Here is a 24,901-nt window from a genome sequence, read left to right on the forward strand (position 1 = left end):
GGGCTTACGCGGGCAGGTTTCCGACTGCCAGCCGAATAGCGGATTCCGCTGCGGCACAAGAAATCTCCGTCTCCTTGTAGCCTCCTGAAGCGTGTACCTCCAGTATCTCGGTGCGGCCCCCTATCTCCCGATAGGCATAGATGCGAGTGCAGCCGTATGAAGACTCTTGTGAGGGAGCCACGACCGACAGTCCATCGCCCAGGTCGACTGACTGACCGGACATGTCCTCGGGGTCGTACTGTCGCAGCTTCACACTGATGTCCGATCGGCCGGACCACAGACAGGAATGAACATCAACCGAGGCGGGGGAGGTCGGCAGCGGCCCGATCAGTGGATTCAAGTCGTCGGGCGACAGCAGGGTGCACGGGTCCACGCCAGCAAGAGATCGGTCCGCGTTCTGATTGCGCGGGATTGCGTCGATGACCTCCATCATTCGCGTGAGCACGAATTCGACAAGTGCACAGTTGTCCGCCTCGGACGAAGTGGTCCGCATGCCCCAGCCTCGCCCGGCGGTACCCAACTGAAGACTGCGTCGACAGAAACCCTGGCCATCGAATGCCATTATCGGCTTGCCGTCGATCGCGGCACCCGTGGGTTCGAATTCAGCGAGATCCAGCGACATAGCGGGCTCGACCCGCAGGGTCCGCTGACCATCCTGCGCGCCGCATCCCCATGTGGATGTCGGCTGCCAAGACCACTCGGTCACGTTGACCGGCCACCCGGCCGCCACCTCTTGAGGAAGGTCCGACCCCAGCGCCTGCTGGACCCAACGACAGGTATCGGCTTCGCGAAACCGGGTCAGCATATCCGGAGCTTCCGCTTCGACGGTCCGACCCGCCCAAACCACCGTGGCCGCCACCATCGCAACGACCAGCCCTGATAGCGCGGCAAGCGCGATCGTTGATCGCCGACGATTCTCTACCGGGGGTGCGGATCGCGCCGTGGCACGCTGTCGACCCGATGCAGGGATAACCTGTGTCGCTTCCGGATCCGAAGCGATTTCTGTCAGTTGTCTTGCTAAACGGTCGAGTTCATCGTGTACGGCTCCTGGCCACGGGCGGCCCTGACTCCCCGAGTGCCCGAGGTAGTCGAGTAGCTGCGTCGGTGTGGGCCGGGACTGAGGATCCTTGTGTAGGCAGGCCGCGATCAGCGTTCGCAGTTCCGGTGGCACCCGTTCCAGTTCGGGTTCGGCGTGCGCGATATTGAACAGCGTGTAGGCCAGCGAAGGGGCTTGGAACGGGCTGGCTCCGGTCGCCGCCATGGCGAGCAGGGAACCGAGCGAAAAGATGTCACTGGCAGGTGTGATCTGTTGGGACAGCGCCTGCTCGGGCGACATGTATGCCGGTGATCCCAGCACCGAACCAGCTTCGGTCAGTTCGCTCGTGATTTCGGTCGGTTGGGCGATCCCGAAATCGATGACGCGGGGACCGTCTGCGGCCAGCATCACATTGGCGGGCTTCAGATCTCGATGGATCACACCGGTCCGATGAATGGCCTCCAATGCCGATGCCAGCCCGACCGCAAGTACTCGCACGGCCGGAACCGGCAGCGGGCCATACCGGGTGACGGCTTTGTCCAACGGCAGGCCGGCCACGAAAACTGAGGCCAACCATGGGATCGGGCAATCGACGTCGAAATCCAGGACGGGAGCCGTGAATGCGCCGGACACCTGTGCTGTCGCCGCTACTTCGCGGCGGAATCTGGACCGGTACTCCGGCTCGTCCAAGAGGTGCGCATGCACCTGTTTGATTGCGACGAAGCGGCCGTCCGGCCCCATACCGAGGAGCACTCTTCCCATGCCGCCGGAACCCAGCACTCCGTGCAGCCGGTACCGGCCGATATGGTTCGGGTCATCGTCGGCTAGTGGCTGGAGCTTCATGTTGAGAGCCTCGGTATGACGGCGGCCATGATCTTTTTGCCGACCTCGCACGCGCCCGGCCCACCGTCACGTTTGACGACGTTTACCTTCGCTACCTCGGCATCGATCCCCTCGAGCAGGCGCACCATGTACGCGAGTTCACAGGAGCCGTATTGCTCACGATCCTTGATGTACACCGTCGCGTCCCCCAGTTGAACGGACGGACGGTTCTCTCGATCCGGACGTCCCTCTTCGAGCAGATCGAATTGTAGGGAGTAGTCACTGCCGCTCACCCAGCACTCGTGCGGGTCATTCGATGTCTTCTGTCCGGGCTCGCCAGCACTCGTACGAGCAAGCTGCGGATCGATCACTCCGCAGGGATCAATCCGAAATACCGACTCGGCGGGGAGCTTTCGGAAGGGCGGATTGACGGTGAGACGCTTGACGATCTCGATCAGTGCCCGCTGAGCCATTTCCTCGCACGAACTGTCTCCGCTCACCAGCTGGCCATCCACGGAGATCACTACGGGTGCGCCGCTCTGCGCGACAACCGAGCGATAACACGCGTCCCCCTGTCCCGACTTGAAGATCGGCATCCACGCGACCGTGCTGCCGGTTGGAGACGCCGCAGATTCCGACAAGGGCCAGCCGAAATACAGGCTAAGGTTAACCTTCCCTCCATCATGATCGGTAATGGAAGTTTGGCACAGTTCAGGGTTGTCCGGCGCCTGGTCTTCCAGTGTGCCGAGCACCCCAAGCACCGGCTCTTCCAGCAGCGCGCACCGGTCGAGCAGCCGCCATTCCTCCGCACTCAGCGCCAATGACGGCTCGGTCATGGGCACCGCCTGCCCGGGCTGACGTGCCAGATCTTGCGCGGCAGCAGCGGTACCGGCCACTACCAGCAGGCCCGCGGCAGCGGCGGCAGCGGCGCGGATCATGCCGCGCCGACGGCCGCGCACCCGCGCGAGCTGTTCCCGGTGACGAATCTCCCGTGTGGCCTTCTCCACCCACCAGTCGGTATCGGCCTGATGCTCGGCGATACGCTCGCGGACCGCGGGCGGCCACGCCGGTTCGGCGGCGATCCGCCCGGCGACCTCGAGCAGTTGCTCCGCCGTGGGGCGCTGCGCCGGATCCTTGGCCAGACACGCCTCGACAAGTGCGCGCATATCGGGCGGAACACCGGTGGTGTCGGGCTCGGAATGCATGACGTTGTAGAGGATCTGCGGGGTGGATGTGCCGGAGAAGGGGCTGCTGCCGCGCGCCGCCATGGCCAGGATCGCGCCGACCGAGAACACATCGGCGGCCGGAGTGAGGCTGCGGCCTTCCGCCTGCTCGGGTGACATGAAGGCGGGTGAGCCGATGACCGAGCCGGTCGCGGTCAGCTGCTGATCGGCTTCCAGCGCACGGGCTATGCCGAAGTCGATGACGCGGGGGCCATCCGCCGCCAGCAGCACGTTGGCCGGTTTCAGATCGCGGTGCACCAAACCGGCGCGATGGATCTCCACCAGTGCCGAGGCCAATCCCGTGGCCAGGAGCCGCAGACCGCCCAGGGTGAACGGCCCGCATTCGTCCACCACTGTCTTGAGTGCGGGACCCGGGATGTACTCGGTTGCCAGCCAAGGGCTCTCGGAGCCAGTGTCGCTGTCGACGACAGCAGCGGTGTACGCACCGGCGACCCGGCGACTCGCCTGTACCTCCCGATCGAACCGGGCACGGAACTCGGTATCTCCTGCCAGGTGCCGGTGGATCTGCTTGACGGCCACCAATCTGCCCGTCGGCGCGCGGCCGAGCAGCACCCGTCCCATGCCACCTTGTCCGATGACGGCTATCAGCTGATTGCGCCCCAGCTGGCGCGGGTCCTTGGGACCCAGCGGTTTCATGCGATTCCCTCCGCGAAATGGCAGGCGACGCTCACCGTTCATCTCCCAGTGCCGCGTACTGCGCCGCCGCCAGCTGACGGACGTCGCTCTCCTGGTTGCTGAAGACCCGCGCGACGGCATCACCGCGCGCGATCAAGCAGCGGAATCGCCTAGCCTCCTTCTGCATTGTGGACGGCTGCTGTGCCCGATAACAGGTCACACCCGCGAGGCCGGAGACACCGGACATGGGGACGTATTCCAATTGTTCGTCGCCCGACGCCAGATACTCGACCGCCTCGTCCGCTCTCGCCGGGTCGGCGAGGCGGAACAGAAACTTGTTGTGCGATACCCCGATCGCGGTGATCCCGTGGGTCGCGTACGCGGCGAGCGCCTCGGTGGGTTTGCCGACCAGCAGCGCGAATGTCCGCGGGCTGTAGACCGCGAAGTCCCGATCGTCGGGTATGTAATCACCGGTCTTCACGAGCCGGGGCAACAGGTTGTCCGGGTCCAGTCGCAGCGTGGGCAGCTCGGCCTCCGGGGTGGGGGCGAAGTTCTCGAGGTGCGCGAGCTGCGCGCGGTATGCCTGAGTCGTCATCTCGACGAGCCGTTCCAGGTTCGGCTCGGGCATGCGCGCGTAGATGCGGATGACCACCGATTTCCAGGTCAGCCAGCTGCCGATGGTCGGCACTCCGGGCCGCCAGTGGCTCAGCGCTGTCGGGTAGGCGTCTACCGCGACCGGCACGTTGTCGGCGTTGGTCTCGAAATCGGCCCTGGCCATGGCGGCTGCCGCGGCTGCCGCGGTCTGTTCGTCGGGCAGGGCGATGAGGGAGATCGAGAGCATGGTCTCGGTCTGCTCGCCGCCGTAGTCCCGATCAGCGGCGATGGCTCCGAACGCGCCCAGCACCGGATAATCGCTCAAGGCTGAGCGCTGCGGCCCGGAGATCATGCTCACCACTCCGGTGTGGTTGGCGATGACCCCGCCTCCTCGGCCCACCGTCAGCGCGGAGTCGATCTCATCGGCGTACACCAGGTGCTCACCGAGGCGTAGCGACTCCACCAGAATCCCGCGCGCCCGGCTGGGACGGTCGTCGTAGTCATCGTCGATCCGCTCGCTCGGATAAGGACCGAAATCCCGGGCCGGATCCTTGCTTCCGTCCGAACACCCGGCCGAAACAATGGCCGTGGCGGCGAGCGCCACGGCGGCAAGCCGGTGGTACCGCAACCGCATCTCCCCCTAGGTCCGCCGCTGTGCCAGCGACCGGACTTCCTACCTTCGATCCCCGCCGGAATGCCGACCAGTCCGCGTCAATCTAACAGCAGTCCGCGCTCCGCCCCACTCCAGCGGAACGTCCCCCGGACCGAGAGTGCCCCGCTTCGCACCGAATTCGTCGGATCGCCGCGCCGCCGGTCCAGGATGTGCCGCTTGGACGTTCGGTGCGTCACCCTCCGTTCATATTGTGGTCACCAACCGGCTGTGGCACAGTCGATCTCACTGTGTTGTCGCGCGCAGCGGACGGCTGCCGGAACCTCGGAGGGGATCCCATGGCTGAGCGGGTTGAGGTCGATCCGGACCGGGTCGACGGGGTCGCGGATATCGCGGGGGATATTCGGGATCGGTTGTCCGGGATTGCCGGGCGGGCACGGGCGGCGGTGTCGGCGGGGCAGGCCGCGTGGGGGGATGACGAGTTCGGGAGCAAGTTCGCGGACGGGGACGAGGGGTTCGTGGCGGGGAGTCGGAATATGGCTACCGGAACGGATAATCTGTCCAGCTCGTTCGGGAATCTGGTGCAGGGGCTCACCGAGGCCGCGCAGAATCTGCGGCTGATGGAACAGCGCAATACCGGCCGGTTCTAGTAGGAGTGCGGGGCGTGTACGGCGAAGGTGATGCGGCGACCCTGCTGGAGGGTTTCTCCGAGCAGATGCGGGCCATCGGGGCGGCGGCGCAGGAGCGTGCCAGGCTCACCGCCGCCGCGACGGCCGGTGGCGGACGGGTCACCGTGACCGTCAATGCCGATGGCGCGGTGATCGCTACCCGATTCGCCGATCATGTCGGCGAGTTGTCGTATGCCGAGATCGCCAAGGCGGTCACCAGCGCGGCGCAGAAGGCGGCGGCGGAGGCGGCGCGCAAGACCGAGGAGTTGATGCGGCCGCTGGCGGATCGGCGGGCCAGGATGCCGAAGCTGTCGGAACTGCTCGAGGAACTGCCCGATCTGGAAGATCAGCGGCCCGCCATCCCCGACGCGTCCATGGCACCGCCGGACGCTCGCGAACGGCTAGACCGGGAAGCCGACGCCCCGACGTACGCCGATGCCGAGGAATACGAGGAGTGGCGTTCCCGAGGAAACCCCGGTGCGACCGACCGGTCCTGGTGACGATCACGCGGAATGGATGACTCCGCGAGGGGGAACTGGTGGCGGTCCCCTCTCGGCAGACGCCGCCACCAGTTCCCCGTGATCGATCGACCAATTAGCGGTGTCCGAGTGGCGCGCCCGTGTGGTCGGTGGCTGTGCTACCAGCGGGCCAGCGTCGCGGCGTATCGATCGCGGATGGCCGTCAGTCGTTCTCGGGTGAAGCGTCCGGGCTCCCGGTCGTATACCGCTCGGCCATCCGCGGAGAAGAAGGCCGTCGCGGGCACCCGGTTCTCATTCGGCGGCAGGAATTTCAGCACCTCGTCGACCGCGGCCAGCGCTGTCGCCAGGGTGTGCCGGGCGCTGCGGCGGGCCCGGCCGTCCAATTCCGCGCCGTCGGCGGGGACCCGGCGGGCACACATATCCGAGTACCACAGCCACACACCGGGGTCCAGCAGTTGCGAGGGATCCTCCGCACCGAATCGCACCGAATCGGCGGGCGGCGGCAGCACTACGTCGGGCAGCCGGAATTCGTACACCCGATGCGCACCGCACTGTCCGCAGTCGCCGGTGTAGCGGCTGGCCAGCACGCCGTCCACGGTCACCACCGCGCTGCGGAAGACGCAGCTGCCCGCACCGCATTCCGGGCAGGGTTGCAGATCCAGGAACAGCCGTGCCTCGGCATTGGTCCGCGCCAACGGCAAGACATCCGGCACGGGCACTCCCCTCCTCTGACGACCAGGCACCGGGCAGCCTACTGCGGCTCGTCGCGCAGCTCCGCGTAGAGTGCGCGCTCCTCCGGTCGCAGGTCGGTGATGTACAGCTGTCCCGCGCCGCGGCAGATGGGGCAGACCCGCTGCCGCAGGCACTCCGGGCACGGCTGCTGGTCGCCGTCGGCGCCGGTGATCCAGCCCTGCCCACCGCAGGTCGGGCACCAGCCCAGACCGTCGCATTCGTAGCACAGCACATAGCCGGGTGTGACCGTATCCGGTGTGCGGACCGGCTCGGGCGCTTCCGGTGGTTCCGGTGTGTAGAGCGCGACGGCGGGAGTGTGCGCGCTGTACAGCACGCCGGGAGCGTCCGCCCAGACGCGAATCTCGATCGTCATGCCGTCACGGCTGCCCGTGAGCACCATGGCGCCGCGCCCGTCGGAGTCCTCCGGTCCGGAAACCCGCCACGCCGCGGCGGTCAGCAGCTCGCTCGCGCGGTCGAGCACGCTCCCGGGATCCGCCGAGCGCGTCCCACGCACGATCGCCGAGTATCGGTACCCTTCCGGCTCGCGCCAGTCGGCGACCTTGGGTTCGGCGGGCATGGAGAGATCATCGGCCGCCTCGGGGGTCAGCCGGGCGACGAGCTCGGTGAGCTGCGCACGCAGGGCCTGACCCAGGCGGTCGAGCTCCTCTCGTGCTCCCGGAATCTCGCCCATGCCATCTCCTCCGTCGGGAGGCTATCACTACGGTGTTCATGTTGAGTTCACCTACCCGTTGTGGCACAGTCGATCTCGCCGAGATCAACACGACACCGTCCGAGGATATGTGTGGCACTTCAGTTTCCGTCATGGCTGGAGTGGCTGGAATGGCTGGTCGGAGCGGACTGGCCGCACGGCAATGAAGACCTCATGTGGCAGATGGGCCGCGATTTGCAGGCCGTCGCGGATGAGGTCGACGCCCTCCTGAACGATCTGGACGATCTCGTCCGCGGTGTCGGTGACGCCTACCCCGACGGTACCGGCGGCGACAAGATCCTGGAGTGGCTGAAACCACTGCGCGAGGGTGAGGGGTCCGAGGAGCACGGGTCCATCGGGCAACTCGCCGAGCACTACCGTTCGCTCGCCGCGGCCGCCGACGGGATGGGCGACGAACTCCAGGCCGCAAAACTCAGTTTCTACATCGCGGGCGGCTGGCTGCTGGCGGAACTGGCCTGGGCCGCTGCCGCCGGGCCCGCCGCGCCGCTGCTGCACGGCACCATCTTCGCCATGGCTCGCATTACGTTCCGCAAGCTCGCGGAACGGCTGGCCCTGCGCATCACGACCACCCTGGGCCGGCACATCACCAAGCCGGTGCTGCAGCGCGTTCTCCCCAAACTGGTCTACGAGATCGGCCAGGAGGCGCTGGTCGAGACCGTGCAGGGGGTCAGCGAAGAGCTGCTGGTGCAGGCCATTCAGAACCAGACCGGCAGTATCGACGGCTACGACTGGAACAAGGTCGGCATCAATGCCGCCGTCTCCGCCTTCGCCGGTGGGGTGGGCGGCGGCGTCGGTTTCGGTGCGGGTCACCTGTTCCCCACCGATATGGGCGGTTGGAAGGGTGCGCTGAACGGCGCTCTCACCGGCGCCACCGCCGGCACGGCCGGGGCCGGGGCCGCGTGGCTGGGTGGCGGCGCCCTCACCGGCAACTGGGATTTCGATCCGCGCTCGCTCACCGGCGGTGCGCTGTCGGGAGCTGGGCCGAGCGCCCTCTACGGGTTCAGCGGAAAGTCCGATTTCTCCGGCGCGCCCCTGGACTCCACCATCGGCGATGGCAGCAGCACGGGGCCGGTCCCCGGCGGCACGACGCCCGACCCGACCGGCTCCGACACGACGACCAGCCCGACCGGCACCGACACGACGACCAGCCCGACCGGTACCGACGGCGAGCCCGGCACCACCGGCGGCAATGCGCCGAACGTGGGCGCGAACTCCGGTAGCACCATATCGGGCGACGGTCTATCCCTGCGCCCGGCCGGGTCGAGTGAGACCGCCCCTACCGGCACCGATTCCGCATCCCGGTCCGGTGGTGATCAGACCTCGAGTTCGGGGGGCGAATCCCCCGGCGGTGGGCAGACCGGGCGATCGAGCTCGGAGGCCGACGCGGATGCGGGCGGCCGGTCCGACCGCGCCGATTCGGAATCCTCGGACGGCGGCACGCGGGCTGGGGACAAGTCCGGCGGCGAGCCGGGCGGATCGGATACCGATTCGTCCTCGAATCGCGACGAATCGGACCGTCGCGAGGACTCGCAGCGCGGCGAGACCGACTCGGATCATGCGACGAGTGAACAGGACTCGACTCGCGACGGAACCGAGCCCTCGAGCGCGTCCGACGACCCCCATTCGAACTCGGATACCTCCGACAATTCGAAATCGCCACCCGGCCAGCGCTCCGCCATCGACGCGCCTGCGACGAATGCGGGATCCACGTCCCCAACGGCTGACACGGGGGCGGCATCGACAGCAGCCATCGGCGCGGGTCCGGCCGCACCCCTCGGTGGCGCACCGACCGGTCTTGCCGGAAGCACGTCGGGCACCTCCGGCACCACCGCGTCGGCACCGACGTCGACCACCGCATCCACATCCTCCCCGTCCGGTAGCGGCGCGCGCGGGGCAGACTCGACCGGCGCGAACCGCGTCACCCCAGCGAACGCGGGTCCGGCCGCATCCCCGGGCACGACCCCGACTACACCGCCGAACGCCAGCTCGACCGCACTGCCGGGCACGACCCCGAGCGTCAGTCCGACGACATCCCCGACCACGTCGCCCACACCTTCCGACGCGAGCCCGACCGCACCCTCGGACGCGACGGCGACCGCACCCTCCCACGCGAACCCGACCACACCCTCGGACGCCACGTCGCCCACACCCTCCGACGCGACGTCGGCCACACTCCCGGACAACGGCCCGACCGTGCCTCCGTTGGACGGAGGTAGCAGTGCGCCAAGCCAATTCGCACCGGCGACAGCCGATGCCGATCGGCCGTCGGCGGGTGTGGAGATCCGTGCGGGCGCGGATCGCGGCCCCTACCCGGGCACCACCGGACCGATGCAGGCAGGCCGAACCGGGGTCGAACCACCCGGCGCGCCCGCGTCCGCCGATACCACCGTCGATCGCGAGCAGAGCTCACCGGATACCCCCGTCGACACCGCAGCGGTGGTGCCGATCGCGACGCCGGTCCCCGGACCGAGCGGCTCCGACTCCACGCCGCAGGGCACCCGCGGCCCGAACCGCTCACCGGAGCACGGCACCGCGAGCCGGGTCGGCGACTTCGACGGCGGCGCACGCCCCGAGGGCCAGCCCGACCTGACGCCCGAACGCCTGTCCGGGGAGATCGGCAACAATCTGGGCCTGATCACGCCCGAGGGCATGGCGTGGAACCGGGACCAGGGCCATTTCGTGCTGCCCGACGGCCGGACCGTGACGGTCGCCGTCGGCCCCACCACCGACGGCGCGGTCGCGGAATTCACCTCCCGCCCCGATGGTTCGGGCTACGACGTGCACGTCTCGCCGCGGACACGCGATCAGGACGTCGTCCGGGCAGTCGCCCACGAGCTGGCCGAGATCCGGCTCTCGCAGGATCCGGTGATCGACATCGACCCGACCGCCGATCGCCCGTCCCAGCAGACGCCGCACCTCGACGGCCGCTTCGCGGAGCTGCGGGTGCTCACCGCGCAGATCGACCGCGCGACCTTCGATCCCGCGCGGTCGCGCGAACTCCCGGGGCTGCGAACCGATCTGAACGATCTGGTGAACCAGCTCGGCTTCCACGATCCGGAGCACGCTGACACCGTGCGGCAGCACCTGACCGACCGGCATCCCGAACTCGCGCGGCGCATCGACCTCGAATTGCGCGACGTGCTCGGCGCACGACCGACCATCGACCAGAACCTGCCGAATACCGACCTCGACCCGACAGCACACCTCGACCGCCTCCGGCACCTGCTGGGCGGCGACTTCGTCGACGATGTCGTGCGGGCGGAGCAGCGCGCGCTCGACGGGCGCATGCGCGAGGAACTCGCGCGGCGCGTCTTCGACCCCATCTTCAACGATCCCGCCGCCGCACCCGCGCGCAAGACCGTGAAGACGCCGGAGCTGTTGAGGGCACTCGATCCGATCAACGAGGCGATCAACAATCCGACCCTCAGCGGTCCGGATCGAGCCCAGGCCGTGCACCAGGCCATCGACGAATTTCACAACTCCATGCCCGACACCTTCCGCGACGCCCTCGGTCCGGCGGCGTTCCACCGCATGCACGAGGCCGCGGATGCCTTCGGGATCGGTCCGACCCGCATCACCGGCGTCCTCGATCCGGCCACGGGCGCGCTCACCGTCGACGGTGAGCAGACCACGCTCGGCGACCTCCTCCGGCAGGTCGACCGGGCCAATCGCGGCGCCACCGAGAACGGGCTGAACCTCGAGTTCGCCGTGATCGTGCACGATCCGGCCGACGGCGCCGCCGCGGTCGAGATCCTGTCACGGCCGCGACCCCAACATCGGCTTCCCCTGGCGCAGAACGTGTTCGGTCCGGACAACCAGCCGCTTCCGCATCAGCCCCGGCCATCCGTGCCCGCGGCGGTCGCCGGTGCGCACACCATCGACGTCGGCGTCGGCCGCAGCGCCTTCGCCGTCGAGATGACACCGGTCGGCGACCGATCCGGTGCCGGACTGGTCATCAAGACCGAACTCGCCTCCGATTTCGCCGTGGCCGGGCAGCGCCGCCGCAATCTCGGCATTCTCGACCCGGGACCGCTCACCGAACCGGGCACCGTCATGGTGTTCGGTGACCTGTTGTTCAGCGGCCACGTACTCGGCGACGGCACCACCGGCGACGTGGCACGGATCTACATCAACAATGTCAGCGCCAAACTGCCCGATGCCGCCTACGACGCGCTGGCCGCCGGACTGGCGAACACACTCGCGCCCGGTGGCAGGATCGAGCTGCAATGGGATATGAAGCCGGAGAAGCCGATCGAGAACGGCGGCCGGCTCGGCGACCGCGGGCACATCGACGGCGACAAACTGTGGGAGGCGATTCAGCGCCGCTATGGCGACACCGGCGGCCCGTTCCGGGTGGCCGAGAGCACCGAATTCCCGCCCCCGGGCAACGACGACTACGACTACACCATCGACGCCGGAGCCAGCAATACGCTGGACGCCGGGAAGATGGCGCAGTTCGTGCCGCCGCGTCCCGACCACCGCATGGTGATCGTCTACGACCCCGATGGCACGCAGGCGACGGAATCGGTTGCCGACCAGCTGAATTCGCAACACACCCGATTCACCGACGCGGATGCGGAGTCCCCCACCACGCGCTACGCCGAGCCGACTCCCGCCGGTGTCTCGCACCATCGCGGGGATCCGGTCCTCGGCGATCTGCCCCACCGGGTGTCGCCGGACCCGAATCGCTTCACCGCCGACGTGCACATCACCCCGGACGGGCACGCGCATATCGGCGACGATGTCTACACGCCCGCGCAGTACGGCGACCTGCTCCGCCGAACCGGTTGGGACGGAAGCACTCCCATCCGCCTCATCGGCTGCGATGCCGGATCGAACACCTTCGCCACCCGGCTGGCCGAGCACCTGGGTGTGGACGTGCTCGCGCCCACGGCACCGGCTTGGACCGATTCCGCCGGTCGCGTCTACACCTCCACCGCCGAGATCGGTCCGGACGGCAACCGGCGTCCCCGCATCCCACCGGACGGGCTGTGGCAGACCCATCATCCGGACGGCACCACGACCCCCGCCACCGAGGACGGCTTCGCCCCCGGCACCCGACCGGAGGACGTTGTCGGCCTGGACCCCGACCAGGCGCGGGATCGCGCCCGCGATCTCCCGGACACCCCGCAGCGGCTCGAGGACTTCCGCGAATTGCGGGACGAGAACCGAGAGCGGCGGCTCGAGGGCTTCGGATCGGTCCAGAACATGACCCAGCGGCATCCCGCCGTGGACGCGGGACGCCGCCCGCTGGACCGCGCCCTCACCACGGCCCGCTACCGGGACGCCGGGACCGGCACCGCCACTGACTTCTTCAATTTCAGTGGCGCGCACCACGATTGGACCCCCGCAAAGGAAGCACCGGCCCGACCGCCCAAGGGGCAGCGGGTCTTCGAGACCTTCCACGCCACCTCCTACGACCCGGAAACCGGCGTGCCGCGCACGGGTGAGGGCACCGATCGCGCCAACGACTCCGAACCGAAGCTGTTCGAGGAACTGCTGCGGCACCAGTTGGAGCAGTACAGCGGGCTGCGCCGCGAGGATGTCGAGCGGGTGCTGAACGAGGCCATCCAGGCGGTGGATACGGCGGCGAAGGCCGATTACGCCGAGGTGCGGAAGACGTGGCTGGAGATCAACCGATTCCTCGTCGAGGACAACCGCGATGCGGCCCGGGAAGCCGCCGCCAACGGCACCCCCTACACACCTCGGACCATCCGAGACGCCACGGTGCACGAGTTGGTGAACGACACCGATCTGCCCTGGGAGCTGGTGGACCAGGTCGTCCAGGACGCGCAGGAGGTGCACAAGTCGGCAGTTCCCGATATGCGGCCGGGCCGTGCGGCCGAGGAGCAGCGCACCCGACTGCGCATCGAGCTGGCCATCGACGAGCTCAATGCCCGCGCCGCGGCGGCAGCCGCCCGCGAGGGCCGACCTCATACCCCGTTCACCGCCGCGGATATCACCGGTGACCTGCGACTGGTCATCGACCTGCCGTCCGCTCGGACGCACGATATGCCCGAGCGGTTCCAGATCTGCTTTTCGTGCACCAACCTGCTCGAGGTGTATCAGCGCATGTTCCCCAATATCCGGTTGGAGGCCGTCAACCTCGCGCTCGATAGGTTGTATCCGTTATGACTCGATCACAGCAGGCAGCGCGCGAGCGGATCCGGTCCGCCTTCGAGGAAGTGCTCGCGCAGGGGTTGCGTCGGGATTCGGTGCGGGGCGCCACCGCGGCGGAGATCGCGCGATACGCCGACCGGCAGCAGGTCGCGCACGTTCCGGCCGCCGTGCACGAGGTGTTCCAGCTGATCGGCGGCGAGCCTGGATTATGGTTCGACGGAACCGATTTCGGCGTCGAGAGCGGTATCGACGACACGGTGAAGCGCGGTGTCGTCGGCCAGCTCCTCGACCGGACCGAGCAGCAGATGCGCGACCCGGCGGGCATGTTGGTGTTGTCGGCGCATCAGGGCTATCTGTTCCACGGGATCGACGGGCCGGACCTGGCGTTGGACGACCCGCCGGTCTGGGAGATAGGCGAGGGCCGGGCGGTGCGCCGCTGGGACTCGACCACCGCGTGGTTCACCGAGATGGAGCCGCTCGTCGAAAGCCGGCGCCGGGAGCTGGAGCGGTACGACCGCGAGGGGCGGCCGCGCCCGTCCTGGGCCCGGTTCATCCTGCCGCGCACCGCCGGCACACCCCCGGTCCTGGACCCTGGCCCGCGGATCGGCGAAATCGTCGAGCGGGTCTTCGCGGCGGGACTGCGCCGGGATTCGGTCGTCGGCGCATCCGACGCGGCGATCGACCGCTTCGCCGCCGCACAGGGCGTGGAACGGGTGCCGACCGCGGTGCGCGCGACGCTGCGGCTGCTCGGGGAACACCCCGGATTCTGGCTGCACCCCATGACTTTCGGCGTCCACGGTATCGACGGACCGTTGAAACGCCAAGTGCTCGAGGTGGTGGGCGGTATGGACCATGGGCTGCGCGATGCCGCCGGAATGCTCGTCCTGGCCGCGTATCCGGGTCAGGCATACCACGTCGTCGACGGTGTCGATCTCGTCGACGAGGACCCACCGGTCTGGGAGATCGGCGAGGGTGAGCGGACCCGCCGGGTCCGTGCGATGTGGGGCAGCACCACCGGCTGGCTCGATGCCATGACACCCGATGTGCCGCGCGCACGGCGCACGGTGCGCCGTGCGGTGGAGCAGGGACGTCCGCTGCCCGAATGGGCGCGGTTCCTCGAGGAGGCAACGGACCGATGAGTCGGCAATCCAGCCCCCGCCTGGCGCGGGTGTACGACGGACGCGACGGCGACGGCCGCCCGCACACCGATCGGGTGGCGGTGGACCCCACCGTCTTGGACGCCGTCCTCACCTATCTGGAGGCGGCTCCCGTGGTGCTGGCCGCGCGCGGCTTCGACGTGGACGAGTTCGCGCCGCGAGAACGCGACGTGCCGTTGAACTTCCGTACCGACGGCGAATGGGTCTGGGCCGGATCGGTTCCGCACTATCTGCGCAAGTACGGGCTGCCACCGGAGCCGGACCTGCTGGCGCATATGGCGGAGCGCGGATTCCGGATCGGCGAGGTGGCCGAGGCCGCCAAGGACCGCGCGGTGGAACTCGTCATCGGCGGGTGAGCGGCGGCCCGCCCGACCGAGCGCTCCCCCGCCGGTCGATGGGGGTGCGCTCGGTCGACGGCGAACCGTCCGGATTCAGCCCAGCGTCGAGATGGCGGAGAAGTCGGCGACGGATTCGGCCTCCACCCGGGTGAAGGTGCTCACCTGATCGCGCAATGCCGCGGCCAGTTTGCGCAGTTCCACGATGCCGAGGTCGGACTGTGTGGTGAAGGATGCGCCGACCGCGGTCAGAGTGTTGGCCGCCTGCACCGAGACCTCGTCGGCTCCGGCCGCCGCCACCGGCAGCACCGGCGCTTCCGCGCGCACCGCGGCCTCCAGGTTGTCCGCCAGCGTGTCCAGCGCAGCCGCCGCGGACAGTGCCGTGTCCTTGTCGAAACGTACAGCGCCCAAGTTGAATTCGCTCATTGTCCCTCCCTTCGACGGCATCCTACAGGGTCAGCGTTCGACGTGCGGAGTCTGCGTCCCCACCGCGCCGACCACCGGGGTCGCGGTGTTGCCCATATCACCCACCACGGCGTCACCGTGTTCGGATGTGACCAACTGGGTGCGTACCTCGTGATCGCCGGAGTCGGCGTCACCGGCCCGCGCGGCGAGTCCGGCGCCCGCACCCATCGGCACCATGCCCGTACCGCCCGTTCCCACCGTGCGGGTGGCCGGGGTGGTCGACTCGGTCACGGCGGCGGGCGCGCTGGGGGTCGCACCGGCAGCGGCGCGGGCCCCGGACCACTGGCTCAGCTGCGTTCCCGCGCCCGCTGCGCCGAGTCCGGCCACCGCCCCGACGGGTCCGCCCATGGCCTCCGGGGTGGCGAGACCGGCGGACTCCGTGTCGGTGGTCCGCTGCTCGTCCTCGGGCTGCGTCGTGGGCTGGCTGATGTCGTGCAACTGCTTGACCGTCTGCGCACCGGTGGTGGCCATGCCCATCAACGGCTGCACCAATCCGAGCAGCTGCGATACGTGCTGCATCGGATCCACGCCCTGCGGGGCGTTGGTGACCTTCACCTTCTCGCCCGCCGCGGTCATGGAGGCGCTGTGCCCGGTCAGCTCGGCCCTGGTCTTGGCGACCACGGCCGTCGCCTCCGCGGCCGTCTCGGTGGTCAGTGTCAGCACGAAGATCTGGCCCGGAGGTGTCACCAGGAAGGGCGCCGACGCCGCCAGCGCGGTGATGTACTTCGTGATGATGGCCGCCATGCTGGCCGCGCCGGTCGCGACCGTGCCCGCCGCACCGGCCAGCACGGTCTTCTGCTGCGCACCCTGTACCTGGAGTTCGGCCGCGTCCGAGGCAGCCGCTGTCCCCTTCTCGGCGGCGCCGGCCGCGCCGGCACCCTGCCACAGCGAAGACGCCAGCTGCATGATGCTGGTGGCGAGCGTCATCGCCTGCTGCAGGGCACTGGCGACCCCGGACAGCGCCTGTATCGGATCCTGTCCGCCGGTGTCGCCGAGCTGGCCGGTACCGAAGCTGGAAGCCAGATCGGTGAGCGGTCGGGTGAGCGCGGCCAGGTCGATCAGCGGCAGCGGGGGCAGTTCGGGCAGCGGCGGGGCCGGTGGCAGGTCGGGCAGCTGCGGCAGGCCCATATCCTGCAGGATCGAGTTGACCGGCCGGTCCAACAGCGGTCCGAGGGCCGTGCCGCGCAACGCGTCCAACACGGTGGGGTCCAGCGGTCCCGGCGCGGAGGTCGGGACCGGGTTCATAGCTGCGCGGTGAGGTTGAGGAAATCGGTGCCGGACCCGGCGTCGACCGCCTCGTAGGTCCCGGCGGCCTCGTACGCGGCCACCGCGGTACCGGCGTGCACGGCCGCGAGCTCCGCGGCGGACGAGAAGTGATTGGCCTGCGCGTAGGCGAAAGCCGCCAGGAAATCCTGGCCGATCAAGCCGAAGACGGGCACGATCGCGGCAATGGTGGCGGCTTGGTCGGTGCTGGCGGCGCCGAGCACCGCACCGGCCATGGCGGCAGAAGCATCCCCGTAGCCGCGGATCGCGTCGGGTGTTGCAATGAGATTGCTCATAATGCTCCCGTCAACAAGTTACGTTCGAAATGTAGTCTACGAGAATAAGATTCGCCAGTTCGAGGTAATCTTCAACGAACTTCCGGCGATCATGGTTAACAGCTGGCGGCCTAATGGTTATTTCCCGGTGGCCATTTCATCGTTGAAGTCCACCACCAGTCGCGACCGTTCCGCGAAGACCCGCCCCGCCGCCGTGGCGCAGGTATCCACCAGGACGCGCTCGAACTCCTCCGGCGACATCCGAGATACCGGGGTGCCGAGTTCCAGGTCGACCAATCCGCCGTTGCCGTCGACCTCGACGGTGATCGCGCCGTCCGGTGAGGTTTCCCGCATCCGCACCGCGACCATGGCGTCCTGCAAATCCAACAGCCGGTTCAGCTGGCCGTTCACCCGCGCCTGCAGCTCGTCCATCGACTCGATCACGCGAATCCCCTCTCATTCCCTGCCTTCTGGTGTATCGCGGAGATCAGACCGGGCGCAACCAACTATCCGGTTCGTCTTCGTAGTCCTGCTCGTCGGCGTACTCCTGGCGCGCCACCTCCTCGGCGGTGGGCAGCCTGGTCAGCGCCAGGTGTTCCGGGGCGAGCCCGGCGGCGCGCAAATGTTCGCGCCGTTCCATACCGGCGCGGCTGGCCGCCTGCCGGCACAGCAGTACGATCTCGCGGGCCAACGGCCCCAGATCGCCGCGCAGTCGGTCGCGGTCGACCTCGATGCCCAGCGGCAGACCCTGTTCGGTGGTGGTGACCACCACCGAACCCGTCCGGGACGACGCCGTGAACTCGGTCGGGAAGGGTTCGGGGTCGTATCCCATTGGCTGATCCAGCCTTTCACACGTGTTCGTCTTCGAGTACCAGCATGACCTCGGCCATCCGGTTGTGCAGGGTGGCCGTCAGTCGACCGCGGTCGGCGGCGACGGCTACTCGCGGGTACTCGTCGATGATCACATATCGGCCGTCGTCGGTCAGGTCTCGCCATTCCAGCCGGTATCTGGCGAGGCCACGCGGGCCGAAACGGGAGCGCCCCTGCACCACGTCGATGGTGCCCACGGTGGACGCGGGCGCCGCCAGGAAATCGGCGGCACGGTCCACGACCGATCCGTCCATGGTTTCGTGTGCCGGCGAAAGACCGAAACCGTAATCCACCTCGGCGGAGTCCTCTCGTCCGGCCAGCACGATCTCCCGGCCCCGCCCGGCGCCGACATCCGGCAGCGCCGCGACCACACGTTCGGCCAGTTCGTTCGCGTAGTACTCGGCGATCGTGAATCCGCTACTGTGCCGGACCGTTTCACCGGGGAGTTGCGTCACCAGATAGGCGAGATCACCACACCGCGCGCCGAGGATGCGGATACTGCCGTGCGGATCGTGCGGATCGCACCCGTTCTGTCCGAACACCGCGATGCGGAGATCCGGGGCGTGCACGGCCCGGAGCACCTTGTCGACGGCACGATCTCGATCCCGCAGGGTGTCGCGGGTGCGGGCCAGGTTCTCCAGATGCTCGCTCCACCATTCTGTGCGGCTGGCGAATACCAGTGGCCAGGGCAGGAATTCCGCACCGAGGTCCTCCCAGAGCACCAGCAACTCCAGATCGGTGAGCGTCCAGGTGCGCAACGCCGCTTCCGTTTCCACCGATTCACCCCTCCACGACGGGCTTCGCCACGATCGGCGGTTCACCGATGGCGTCGGCGAGATGCTCGTCGGAATCGAGGAAGTCCGGGCGCTTGTGCTCCTTGCCCTGATTCTGAGCACCCGCACCCGGAGCGCCCGCGGGTCCCATCGGCCCGCTCATGGGCATGCCCGCGCCGGTGGCGAGACCGGCCCGGACGGTACCGACGGCATCGACGGACAGGGCGGCGCGGGGAAAGAGCTTCGAGGCGGGACTGTTTGCGCTGAGTTGAGTCTGCGGACCGCCGCCGCCCGGTGCGCCGCCGCCCCCTTTCGGTCCACCGGCGCCCACCTTCTTGGCGAGGTCGTTGAGCGCGGCGGGCATTCCCGCCAACGGTGCGTTCGCCAGCTGGTTCCGCGCATCGTTCTGCGCCTGCTGGGCCAATGCCTGCTGAGCCTGTTCCGCGGCCTGCTGCGCCGACCGCATCCCCTGGTCCACCGCGCTCTGCACCTGCTGCTCGATTTGTTGACCGTGCTGTCCGCCGGTCCGCGAGTCGGACTGGGACCCTCGCGGATCCCGATTCGCGTCCGGGGAGGGCGTATTCGGACGCGGTGACCCGTTCGCCGCGTCCGGCCGCAACCCCGCCTGCTGGGCGGCGGCCAATTGCCGCTGGAGGTCGGCGCTCAGTCCGCCGCCCCCGCCGCCCGTACCCCCGCCGCCGGTGCCGCCGCCACTGTTGTTGCCGCCGTTGGTGTTGCCGCCGTTGTTGTTGCCGCCCCCGTCCAGCGACGGCGGCGGGGCGGTCGGATCGGCCAGTTTCGGGATGGCGAGACTGGATGCGGTGAGGCCGGGGATGTAGTACCGCTTCCAGCCCTGGATCGCGGACTGCACCAGCGACTCCTGGATCTCGGGGCTGTACTGCCCCACATTCCGCGGTAGCGATTGCTGTGTCCCCCAGAGCCATTCGGCCGCGTACAGCAGATTCCGCGAGATCGAGCGCATATCCGTGGTGAGATCGTTGGCCTGCGCCTTGAAGCGTTTGGCCGCGGCGATGGCCGCGGCCGCGCCCTGACCGGACCACTGCTCGTCCTGCTCGATTCGTTCCAGCCTGCCGGTGAGATTGTCGAAATCCTCATCGATGCGGTCGGCGATCCACCGCCAGTCACCGCTGCTGTTGGCCACCTTCTGCGGATCCATGCCCTCCCGGGCGGTCTGGAACCACTGGCCGGTATGGCCGTTCGGGTCCTCGGGGTCGATCGGGTCGGCGTAACGATCGTCGAAGTGCAGGTTCGGGTCGTCCGCGCCGGTGCCGACCGCCTTGACGTCGCTGTAGTTCGAGGACAGGATCTCCGCTGCCGTCTTCCGCCCGTCCGGCATCGGCACCTCGATCTGGCCGTAGCGCGGGCTGGGACCCAGCATGGATCTGTCCCGCTCCGCCGCGGCCGGCCCGAGCCCGTCGAACGCCGCCTCGGAGTCGGTCTCGGCGTCGTCGTACAGCTTCCCCGCGATCATGAGCGTTTCGCCCATGGCGGTGACCAGATCGATGAACTTGCCGAGCGACTCCTCGAGCCGGCGACCCTGCGCATCGAAACGGGAGGCGAGGGCGAGCGCCTTCTGCAAATGGTTGTTGTCGCTGAAGCCCTTGTGCTCCTTGACGAAGGACACGTACATGCCGACGGAGGTCAGCGAATGCACCGAGTCGGCCGCGAAATTGGCCGCCTCCCGCGCCGCGGTCTCGGTGATGCGCAGCTGCCCCTGCTGCGCCTGCTGCGCCAGACCGGTCCATGGATTGTCGCCTTCGGCCACCGTATCGCTCCTCCCTCACCCGAAGCCGCTGTGGCGCAGCGTGAGCGCGCCCGACTCGCCTACCCCTGCCGGAACCGCGCCGCTGCGATACCCATGAAGTGAACAGCAAGTGTACGCATCACGACGTCGAGGCACCGAACCACCGAACATAGCGCGGAGCGCCGCGCGGGCGCGCACGGTGCAGCGGCGAGGCCCGCCCCGGCGGGTGAGAGGTCCGTCGACTTCGAGAACGAGGAGCGTGGAACGTCCGGTCAGACCCGCTCGTCGTCGAGGACGAAAGCCACCTCGGCGATTCGGGTCTCGATGGCGGTGAGCATGCGCCGCCGGTCGGCGGCCACCGCCATGGGCGGGTTCTCGTCGGTGATCAGATAGCGGCCGTCGTCGACGAGGTCACGCCAGCCGAGTCGATACCGCGCGATACCGCGGGGGCCGTAGGCGGAATAGCCCTGTGCCACGGTGATGGTGCCGATGCCGGCCGCGGGCGCGGCGAGAAATTCGGCGGCACGGTCGATCGCCGAACCGTGGTAGGTCTCATGGGCCGGAGACAACCCGAACCCGTAGTCGGTCTGATCGCGGCTCTCCCGCTGCGCCAGCACCAGGTCGCGGCCGCGGCCCGCGCCGATGCCCGGGAGCGCGGCGACCACCTCCCGCGCGAGCTCCTCCGCGTAGAACTCCACGATGGTGAATCCCGCCGCCTGCCCCGGAGTTTCACCTGGTCGCTGGGTGACGAGATAGCCGAGGTCGCCGCAGCGGGCGCCGAAACACCGGATGGCTCCGGTCGAACCGGGCATGCCACCGCCGTCTCGGCCGCGCACCTCGATGCGGATGTCGGGCGTACGCAGCGCGGCCACCACTCGATCGAGGGCTGGATCGCGGTCGCGCAACTCCTCCCGGGCCCGCACCTTCTCGGCCAGATGTTCGTCCCACCATTCGGCGCCGGTGGCGAACATCAGGGGCGCGGGCAGATACTCCGCGTTCGTGTCCTCCCACAGGACCAGCAGTTCCATGCCGCCGAGATTCCAGGTCCGGTGCACCGGTTCAGTCCTCCACCACGGGTTTCGCCACGATCGGTGGCGCGCCGATGGCCTCCTCCAGGTACTCCTCCGATTCGAGCCATTCCGGCCGCTTGCGCTCCTTGCCGCCCTGGTTCTGTGCTCCGGCACCACCCGCGCCCGCCGGACCCATGGGGCCCATCATGGGCGAGCCCGCCCCCGGTGCCGCGCCGGCGCGGAAGCTGCCCACCGCCTCGGCGGCCAGGGCGGCGCGTGGGAACAGCTTCGACGACGCCGAGTCCCGGGCGAGGCTGGTCTGCGGTCCGCCGCCACCGGGTGCGCCGCCACCGCCCTTCGGCCCGCCGCCACCGGCCTTCTTGGCAATGTCGTTGAGCGCGGCGGGCAATCCCGACAACGGCGTGTTCGCCATCCGGTCGGCCAGATCGGACTGTTGTGCCTGGGACAGCGCCTGCTGGGCGGCCTGCTGGGCCGATTGCAACCCCTGCTGCATGGCGCTCTGCAACTGCTGCAGAGCCTGCTGGCCGTCCTGGCCGGTGGACTGCTGACCGGTGGACTGTCGACCGTAGCGCGAATCCGGCGAGGTCCGATCCGCGTTCTGGTACCGCGCGTCCGCAGACGTAGTGGTCGAACCGGTATCCCTGCCCGCCTGCTGCGACAGGGCGGCCATCTGGCTCTGGAATCCAGGACTCAGGCCGCCGCCGCTGTTTCCGCCGCCGCTACCGCTACCGCCGCCGTTGCCGTTGCCACTGCCACCGTTGTTGCCGCCGCCGGAGTTGTCACCGCCGTTGTTGCCCCGGTCGCCCGGATCCTCCAGGCCGGCGGTCGGATCGGTCGGGTCGGTCAGTTTCGGAATGGCCGCGCTGGAGTTGCGCATTCCGGTGACGTACCAGTTCTCGAACGCTTGGGCGTATTCGAGTTTGACCGAGTCGTAGTCCTCGTGGTTGTTGTCCCACTCCGACTCCCAGCTTTCGGGCATGCTGTCGCGGGTATAGCGCAGCCAGCCCGCGATGTAGAGCAGGTTGTCCGCCATGACACGCAGATCCGCGGAGAGGTCATCGGCCTGCGCTTGAAACAGTCTGGCAGCGTTGATGACGCCGTTGGCGCCGTCACCTTTCCACGAGCCGTCCTGCTCCATCCGGGCCAGCCGACCCGTGAGATTCTCGAAGTCGCCACTGATGCGATCGGCGAACCATCCCCATTCCCCGGAGCAGCACGAAACGGCGGACGTGCTGATGCCCTCGCGCACCTTGACGAACCACGCACCGTCGTGCAGGTGGTTGTACGGGTTCTCGGGTGAAATGGCGGCGTGCACGCCTCCGGCAGCGGCGGCCCGATCCTTGAGGTTCTTGAAGTGGCTGTCGTACGCCGTGGCCGCCGTCTGATCGTCGCCCGGCCAGTGGGGAATATCCTCGCCGATGTACCTGGGTCGCTCCCTGTTCGGCGAATCCTCCAGGGATTGCCCCTTCAGCCCGTTGAACGCGTCCCCCGAGTCCTGCTCGGCATTGTCGTAGAGCTTCCCCGCGATCACCAGGGTCTCGCCCAGCGAATTGACCATATCGAGGTAGATATCGAGGATTTCGGCGAGGCGGCCGCCCTCGATATTGAAGTTCCCCGCCAGTTGCAGCGCCCGCTGCAGATGCCCGTTATCGCTGAAGCCCGTGTGCTCATTCAGATTCGCGACATAGGTCTTCATATCGGCGAGTGCGTTCGCCACATCGGCGGCGAATCCCGCGGCTTCCTGCGCCACCCCTTCGGCGACCTGAATCAGCCCGTTGCCCGCCTGCTGTTTGAGCCCCGGCCAAGGATTTACGGTCTCGCCCACTCGCCGCTCCTACATTCACCTCGACCTACGGCATCGAAACGCTAACGGCCGCGAGTGAACGAGCTGTGAATACGATCCGTCGAGACATCGAATTGCCTGTGCCCGTGGCGAATCGATACCCCACGCGGCCGGCTAGCGGGTCGCGACGGTCACCCCGGCCATGGTGAGCTGATAGAGCGCGGAGTCGATATCGAACGAACCGGTGTCACCGAACGTCTCGACCAGATGATCCCGGGATACCGCAGCCGCCTCCGCGGCCGAGACCAGAGCCGCCACCGACTCGCGTTGCCGCTCGGTCGGCTGCTCGGCGACCAGCCTCGACATCAGATCCACCACGGTCTCGACCGTCCACATGCCCGGCAGCGCGCTGGCGAGTGCGGTCGCGGATGGAGACTCGCCGCGATACCAGTGGCCGTTCTCCCACCAGTAGCAGAAGGACAGCAGACCGTTGGCGGCACGCGGATTCACGACCGGGTTCGCCACCCACTCCGGTGCTCCGGCATAGAACCGGGGCATGGGCGCGCCCGCGTTGTAGACCGCGTCCAGGGTGGGCGCGTCCCATACGCCGCCGGACAGCACGGCGCGGCCACCGGGTAGGGCGTACAGGGTGGAGCCGCTGCGTTTGGCGCCTTCGAACCAGGCCAGCGACGGCAATACCCTAGGGCCCCATTGTGATTCCGCTCCCACGAAGGTCGCCGCGATGACAGCCCAGCGGGCCCACATCAGCGGGAAAGGGGGAAACTCGTTGTCGGCCACGGTAGCCGCGACATCGGCGGCCCGGTCGGCACCGGCTTGCGCGAAAGCCGTACGGGGCGAGCGGGTCTGGCGACCGTCGTGGTTCACATAAGCAGCCAGCCAGACCGGGAGCCGGGTGCGCGGATACTCGGCGAGATCGGCACGGTACGCCGGTGCCGGGAACAGATAGTCGTCGGGGAAGGGCACGTCGCCGTAGTCGTAGTCGGCCTCCAGCTTGCCGGAATCGTCCAGCGACACCAGCATTCGCCACCAGGGTCCGTCGCCCAGCCGCGCCGCCAACCCGCGGTGCTCGCGGATGAGCCCGAGGACCGACTGTGGCGGCTGGACACGGACCGTACTCTCGTCGGTCGCGAAGAAGACGTGCACCACCTCGGTGGCCACGGTGAGCGCGAAGACTGCGTCCAATCGCCGCCAGCCACGCGGGCCCGCGGCCGCCAGTTCCCGGGCGATGCGGTGGGTGAGTTGCCTTGCCCGCGTGGCGAGATCGATGTCGGGCTCGGGGGCAGCCGCACCGAGGGTGAACCCGATATCCGGCTCATCGACGGGTTCGTCCGCCCCGAGCACCGCCGCGGTCACCGCGGCCTGCTCGGAGCCATCCGATACCCGGCCCTCCCCCGCGAGACCCCTCTCCTCGAGCGCCTCTTCCGCTGGTCTCGTCACGTCGCAGCCATCTCCTCGTCCGGCACCTGTCGGCATTGAACATATGTGGTGGCGCGCTCGGCGTCATCCCGGGTGC

The 24,901-nt window shown here is 68.5% G+C and carries 20 protein-coding genes; 5 read left to right on the forward strand and 15 right to left on the reverse strand.

All coding sequences use genetic code 11. The features are described 5' to 3' along the window. Nucleotides 1-4: 4 nt before the first annotated feature. From FOH10_RS26650 to FOH10_RS26660, 3 genes are read right to left on the reverse strand one after another with little or no spacing between them, the layout of a single operon-like run. Nucleotides 5-1,879, reverse strand: a complete 1,875-nt coding sequence (locus FOH10_RS26650; protein WP_143982771.1) for a serine/threonine-protein kinase — start codon at nt 1,877-1,879, stop codon at nt 5-7. After that, complete coding sequence (locus tag FOH10_RS26655) at nt 1,876-3,738, reverse strand: serine/threonine-protein kinase (protein WP_186000598.1); 1,863 nt, start codon at nt 3,736-3,738, stop codon at nt 1,876-1,878. Before FOH10_RS26655 ends, FOH10_RS26650 begins: the two co-directional genes overlap by 4 nt. A 31-nt stretch (nt 3,739-3,769) precedes the next feature. Continuing rightward, a complete protein-coding gene (locus tag FOH10_RS26660; protein ID WP_221937883.1) occupies nt 3,770-4,945 on the reverse strand; it encodes a DUF7373 family lipoprotein in 1,176 nt (391 codons plus the stop codon). Nucleotides 4,946-5,259: 314 nt separating this feature from the next. Between FOH10_RS26660 and FOH10_RS26665 the strand changes: the two genes are divergently transcribed. Continuing rightward, nucleotides 5,260-5,571: a hypothetical protein gene (locus tag FOH10_RS26665; protein WP_143982774.1), complete on the forward strand. Its 312-nt coding sequence runs from the start codon at nt 5,260-5,262 to the stop codon at nt 5,569-5,571. 14 nt (nt 5,572-5,585) lie between these two features. Next, the gene (locus FOH10_RS26670) at nt 5,586-6,089 is read left to right on the forward strand and encodes a YbaB/EbfC family nucleoid-associated protein (RefSeq protein WP_143982775.1); all 504 of its coding nucleotides are present in this window, start codon (nt 5,586-5,588) and stop codon (nt 6,087-6,089) included. 137 nt (nt 6,090-6,226) lie between these two features. Here the strand turns inward: FOH10_RS26670 and FOH10_RS26675 are convergent, their stop codons facing one another. After that, on the reverse strand, nt 6,227-6,781 hold the full coding sequence (locus FOH10_RS26675; protein WP_143982776.1) for a hypothetical protein: 555 nt from the start codon (nt 6,779-6,781) through the stop codon (nt 6,227-6,229). A gap of 38 nt (nt 6,782-6,819) precedes the next feature. After that, complete coding sequence (locus FOH10_RS26680) at nt 6,820-7,491, reverse strand: DnaJ-like cysteine-rich domain-containing protein (RefSeq protein ID WP_143982777.1); 672 nt, start codon at nt 7,489-7,491, stop codon at nt 6,820-6,822. 111 nt (nt 7,492-7,602) lie between these two features. On the opposite strand from FOH10_RS26680, the gene FOH10_RS26685 reads away from it, so the two are divergent. Genes FOH10_RS26685 through FOH10_RS26695 form a run of 3 tightly spaced genes read left to right on the forward strand, consistent with a single transcriptional unit; the run spans nt 7,603 to nt 15,163 of the window. Continuing rightward, entirely contained in the window at nt 7,603-13,665 is a 6,063-nt protein-coding gene (locus tag FOH10_RS26685) for a WXG100-like domain-containing protein (RefSeq protein ID WP_143982778.1), read from the forward strand. After that, nucleotides 13,662-14,789 carry a hypothetical protein gene (locus tag FOH10_RS26690; RefSeq protein WP_143982779.1) on the forward strand — a complete coding sequence of 376 codons (1,128 nt, stop codon included), beginning with the start codon at nt 13,662-13,664 and terminating at the stop codon, nt 14,787-14,789. The genes FOH10_RS26685 and FOH10_RS26690 overlap by 4 nt, the downstream gene beginning before the upstream one ends. Further along, on the forward strand, nt 14,786-15,163 hold the full coding sequence (locus FOH10_RS26695) for a hypothetical protein (RefSeq protein WP_143982780.1): 378 nt from the start codon (nt 14,786-14,788) through the stop codon (nt 15,161-15,163). The genes FOH10_RS26690 and FOH10_RS26695 overlap by 4 nt, the downstream gene beginning before the upstream one ends. 75 nt (nt 15,164-15,238) lie before the next feature. On the opposite strand, the gene FOH10_RS26700 is transcribed toward FOH10_RS26695, so the two are convergent. The 10 genes from FOH10_RS26700 to FOH10_RS26745 all read right to left on the reverse strand — a co-directional run bounded on the left by FOH10_RS26700 (nt 15,239) and on the right by FOH10_RS26745 (nt 24,825). Continuing rightward, nucleotides 15,239-15,568: a PE family protein gene (locus tag FOH10_RS26700; RefSeq protein WP_143982781.1), complete on the reverse strand. Its 330-nt coding sequence runs from the start codon at nt 15,566-15,568 to the stop codon at nt 15,239-15,241. A 30-nt stretch (nt 15,569-15,598) separates the two neighbouring features. Beyond that, on the reverse strand, nt 15,599-16,852 hold the full coding sequence (locus tag FOH10_RS26705; protein ID WP_143982782.1) for a hypothetical protein: 1,254 nt from the start codon (nt 16,850-16,852) through the stop codon (nt 15,599-15,601). Then, a complete protein-coding gene (locus FOH10_RS26710) occupies nt 16,849-17,166 on the reverse strand; it encodes a type VII secretion target (protein ID WP_039809876.1) in 318 nt (105 codons plus the stop codon). The genes FOH10_RS26705 and FOH10_RS26710 overlap by 4 nt, the downstream gene beginning before the upstream one ends. Before the next feature lie 117 nt (nt 17,167-17,283). Further along, a complete protein-coding gene (locus FOH10_RS26715) occupies nt 17,284-17,589 on the reverse strand; it encodes a hypothetical protein (protein WP_029923674.1) in 306 nt (101 codons plus the stop codon). 43 nt (nt 17,590-17,632) lie between these two features. Further along, nucleotides 17,633-17,977, reverse strand: coding sequence for a hypothetical protein (locus FOH10_RS26720; RefSeq protein WP_039809873.1), 345 nt, complete (start codon nt 17,975-17,977; stop codon nt 17,633-17,635). A gap of 16 nt (nt 17,978-17,993) precedes the next feature. Continuing rightward, nucleotides 17,994-18,791, reverse strand: coding sequence for an ESX secretion-associated protein EspG (locus FOH10_RS26725; protein WP_244961387.1), 798 nt, complete (start codon nt 18,789-18,791; stop codon nt 17,994-17,996). Nucleotides 18,792-18,795: 4 nt separating this feature from the next. Further along, a complete protein-coding gene (locus FOH10_RS26730) occupies nt 18,796-20,574 on the reverse strand; it encodes a hypothetical protein (RefSeq protein ID WP_143982783.1) in 1,779 nt (592 codons plus the stop codon). A gap of 251 nt (nt 20,575-20,825) precedes the next feature. Further along, nucleotides 20,826-21,608 carry an ESX secretion-associated protein EspG gene (locus FOH10_RS26735; protein ID WP_143982784.1) on the reverse strand — a complete coding sequence of 261 codons (783 nt, stop codon included), beginning with the start codon at nt 21,606-21,608 and terminating at the stop codon, nt 20,826-20,828. A 4-nt stretch (nt 21,609-21,612) separates the two neighbouring features. Continuing rightward, the gene (locus tag FOH10_RS26740; RefSeq protein ID WP_143982785.1) at nt 21,613-23,409 is read right to left on the reverse strand and encodes a hypothetical protein; all 1,797 of its coding nucleotides are present in this window, start codon (nt 23,407-23,409) and stop codon (nt 21,613-21,615) included. Between the two features lie 132 nt (nt 23,410-23,541). Beyond that, a complete protein-coding gene (locus FOH10_RS26745) occupies nt 23,542-24,825 on the reverse strand; it encodes a hypothetical protein (RefSeq protein WP_143982786.1) in 1,284 nt (427 codons plus the stop codon). Nucleotides 24,826-24,901: the final 76 nt, after the last annotated feature.

This window comes from Nocardia otitidiscaviarum, assembly GCF_007362295.1.
In the GTDB taxonomy this organism is placed as follows: Bacteria; Actinomycetota; Actinomycetes; order Mycobacteriales; family Mycobacteriaceae; genus Nocardia; species Nocardia otitidiscaviarum.

Coding starts and splice junctions, on each gene's coding strand:
- FOH10_RS26710 (WP_039809876.1), bottom strand. CDS start 17,166: ATGAGCAATCTCATTGCAACACCCGACGCGATCCGCGGCTACGGGGAT.
- FOH10_RS26660 (WP_221937883.1), bottom strand. CDS start 4,945: ATGCGGTTGCGGTACCACCGGCTTGCCGCCGTGGCGCTCGCCGCCACG.
- FOH10_RS26695 (WP_143982780.1), top strand. CDS start 14,786: ATGAGTCGGCAATCCAGCCCCCGCCTGGCGCGGGTGTACGACGGACGC.
- FOH10_RS26655 (WP_186000598.1), bottom strand. CDS start 3,738: ATGAAACCGCTGGGTCCCAAGGACCCGCGCCAGCTGGGGCGCAATCAG.
- FOH10_RS26720 (WP_039809873.1), bottom strand. CDS start 17,977: ATGGGATACGACCCCGAACCCTTCCCGACCGAGTTCACGGCGTCGTCC.
- FOH10_RS26705 (WP_143982782.1), bottom strand. CDS start 16,852: ATGAACCCGGTCCCGACCTCCGCGCCGGGACCGCTGGACCCCACCGTG.
- FOH10_RS26700 (WP_143982781.1), bottom strand. CDS start 15,568: ATGAGCGAATTCAACTTGGGCGCTGTACGTTTCGACAAGGACACGGCA.
- FOH10_RS26665 (WP_143982774.1), top strand. CDS start 5,260: ATGGCTGAGCGGGTTGAGGTCGATCCGGACCGGGTCGACGGGGTCGCG.
- FOH10_RS26650 (WP_143982771.1), bottom strand. CDS start 1,879: ATGAAGCTCCAGCCACTAGCCGACGATGACCCGAACCATATCGGCCGG.
- FOH10_RS26680 (WP_143982777.1), bottom strand. CDS start 7,491: ATGGGCGAGATTCCGGGAGCACGAGAGGAGCTCGACCGCCTGGGTCAG.
- FOH10_RS26690 (WP_143982779.1), top strand. CDS start 13,662: ATGACTCGATCACAGCAGGCAGCGCGCGAGCGGATCCGGTCCGCCTTC.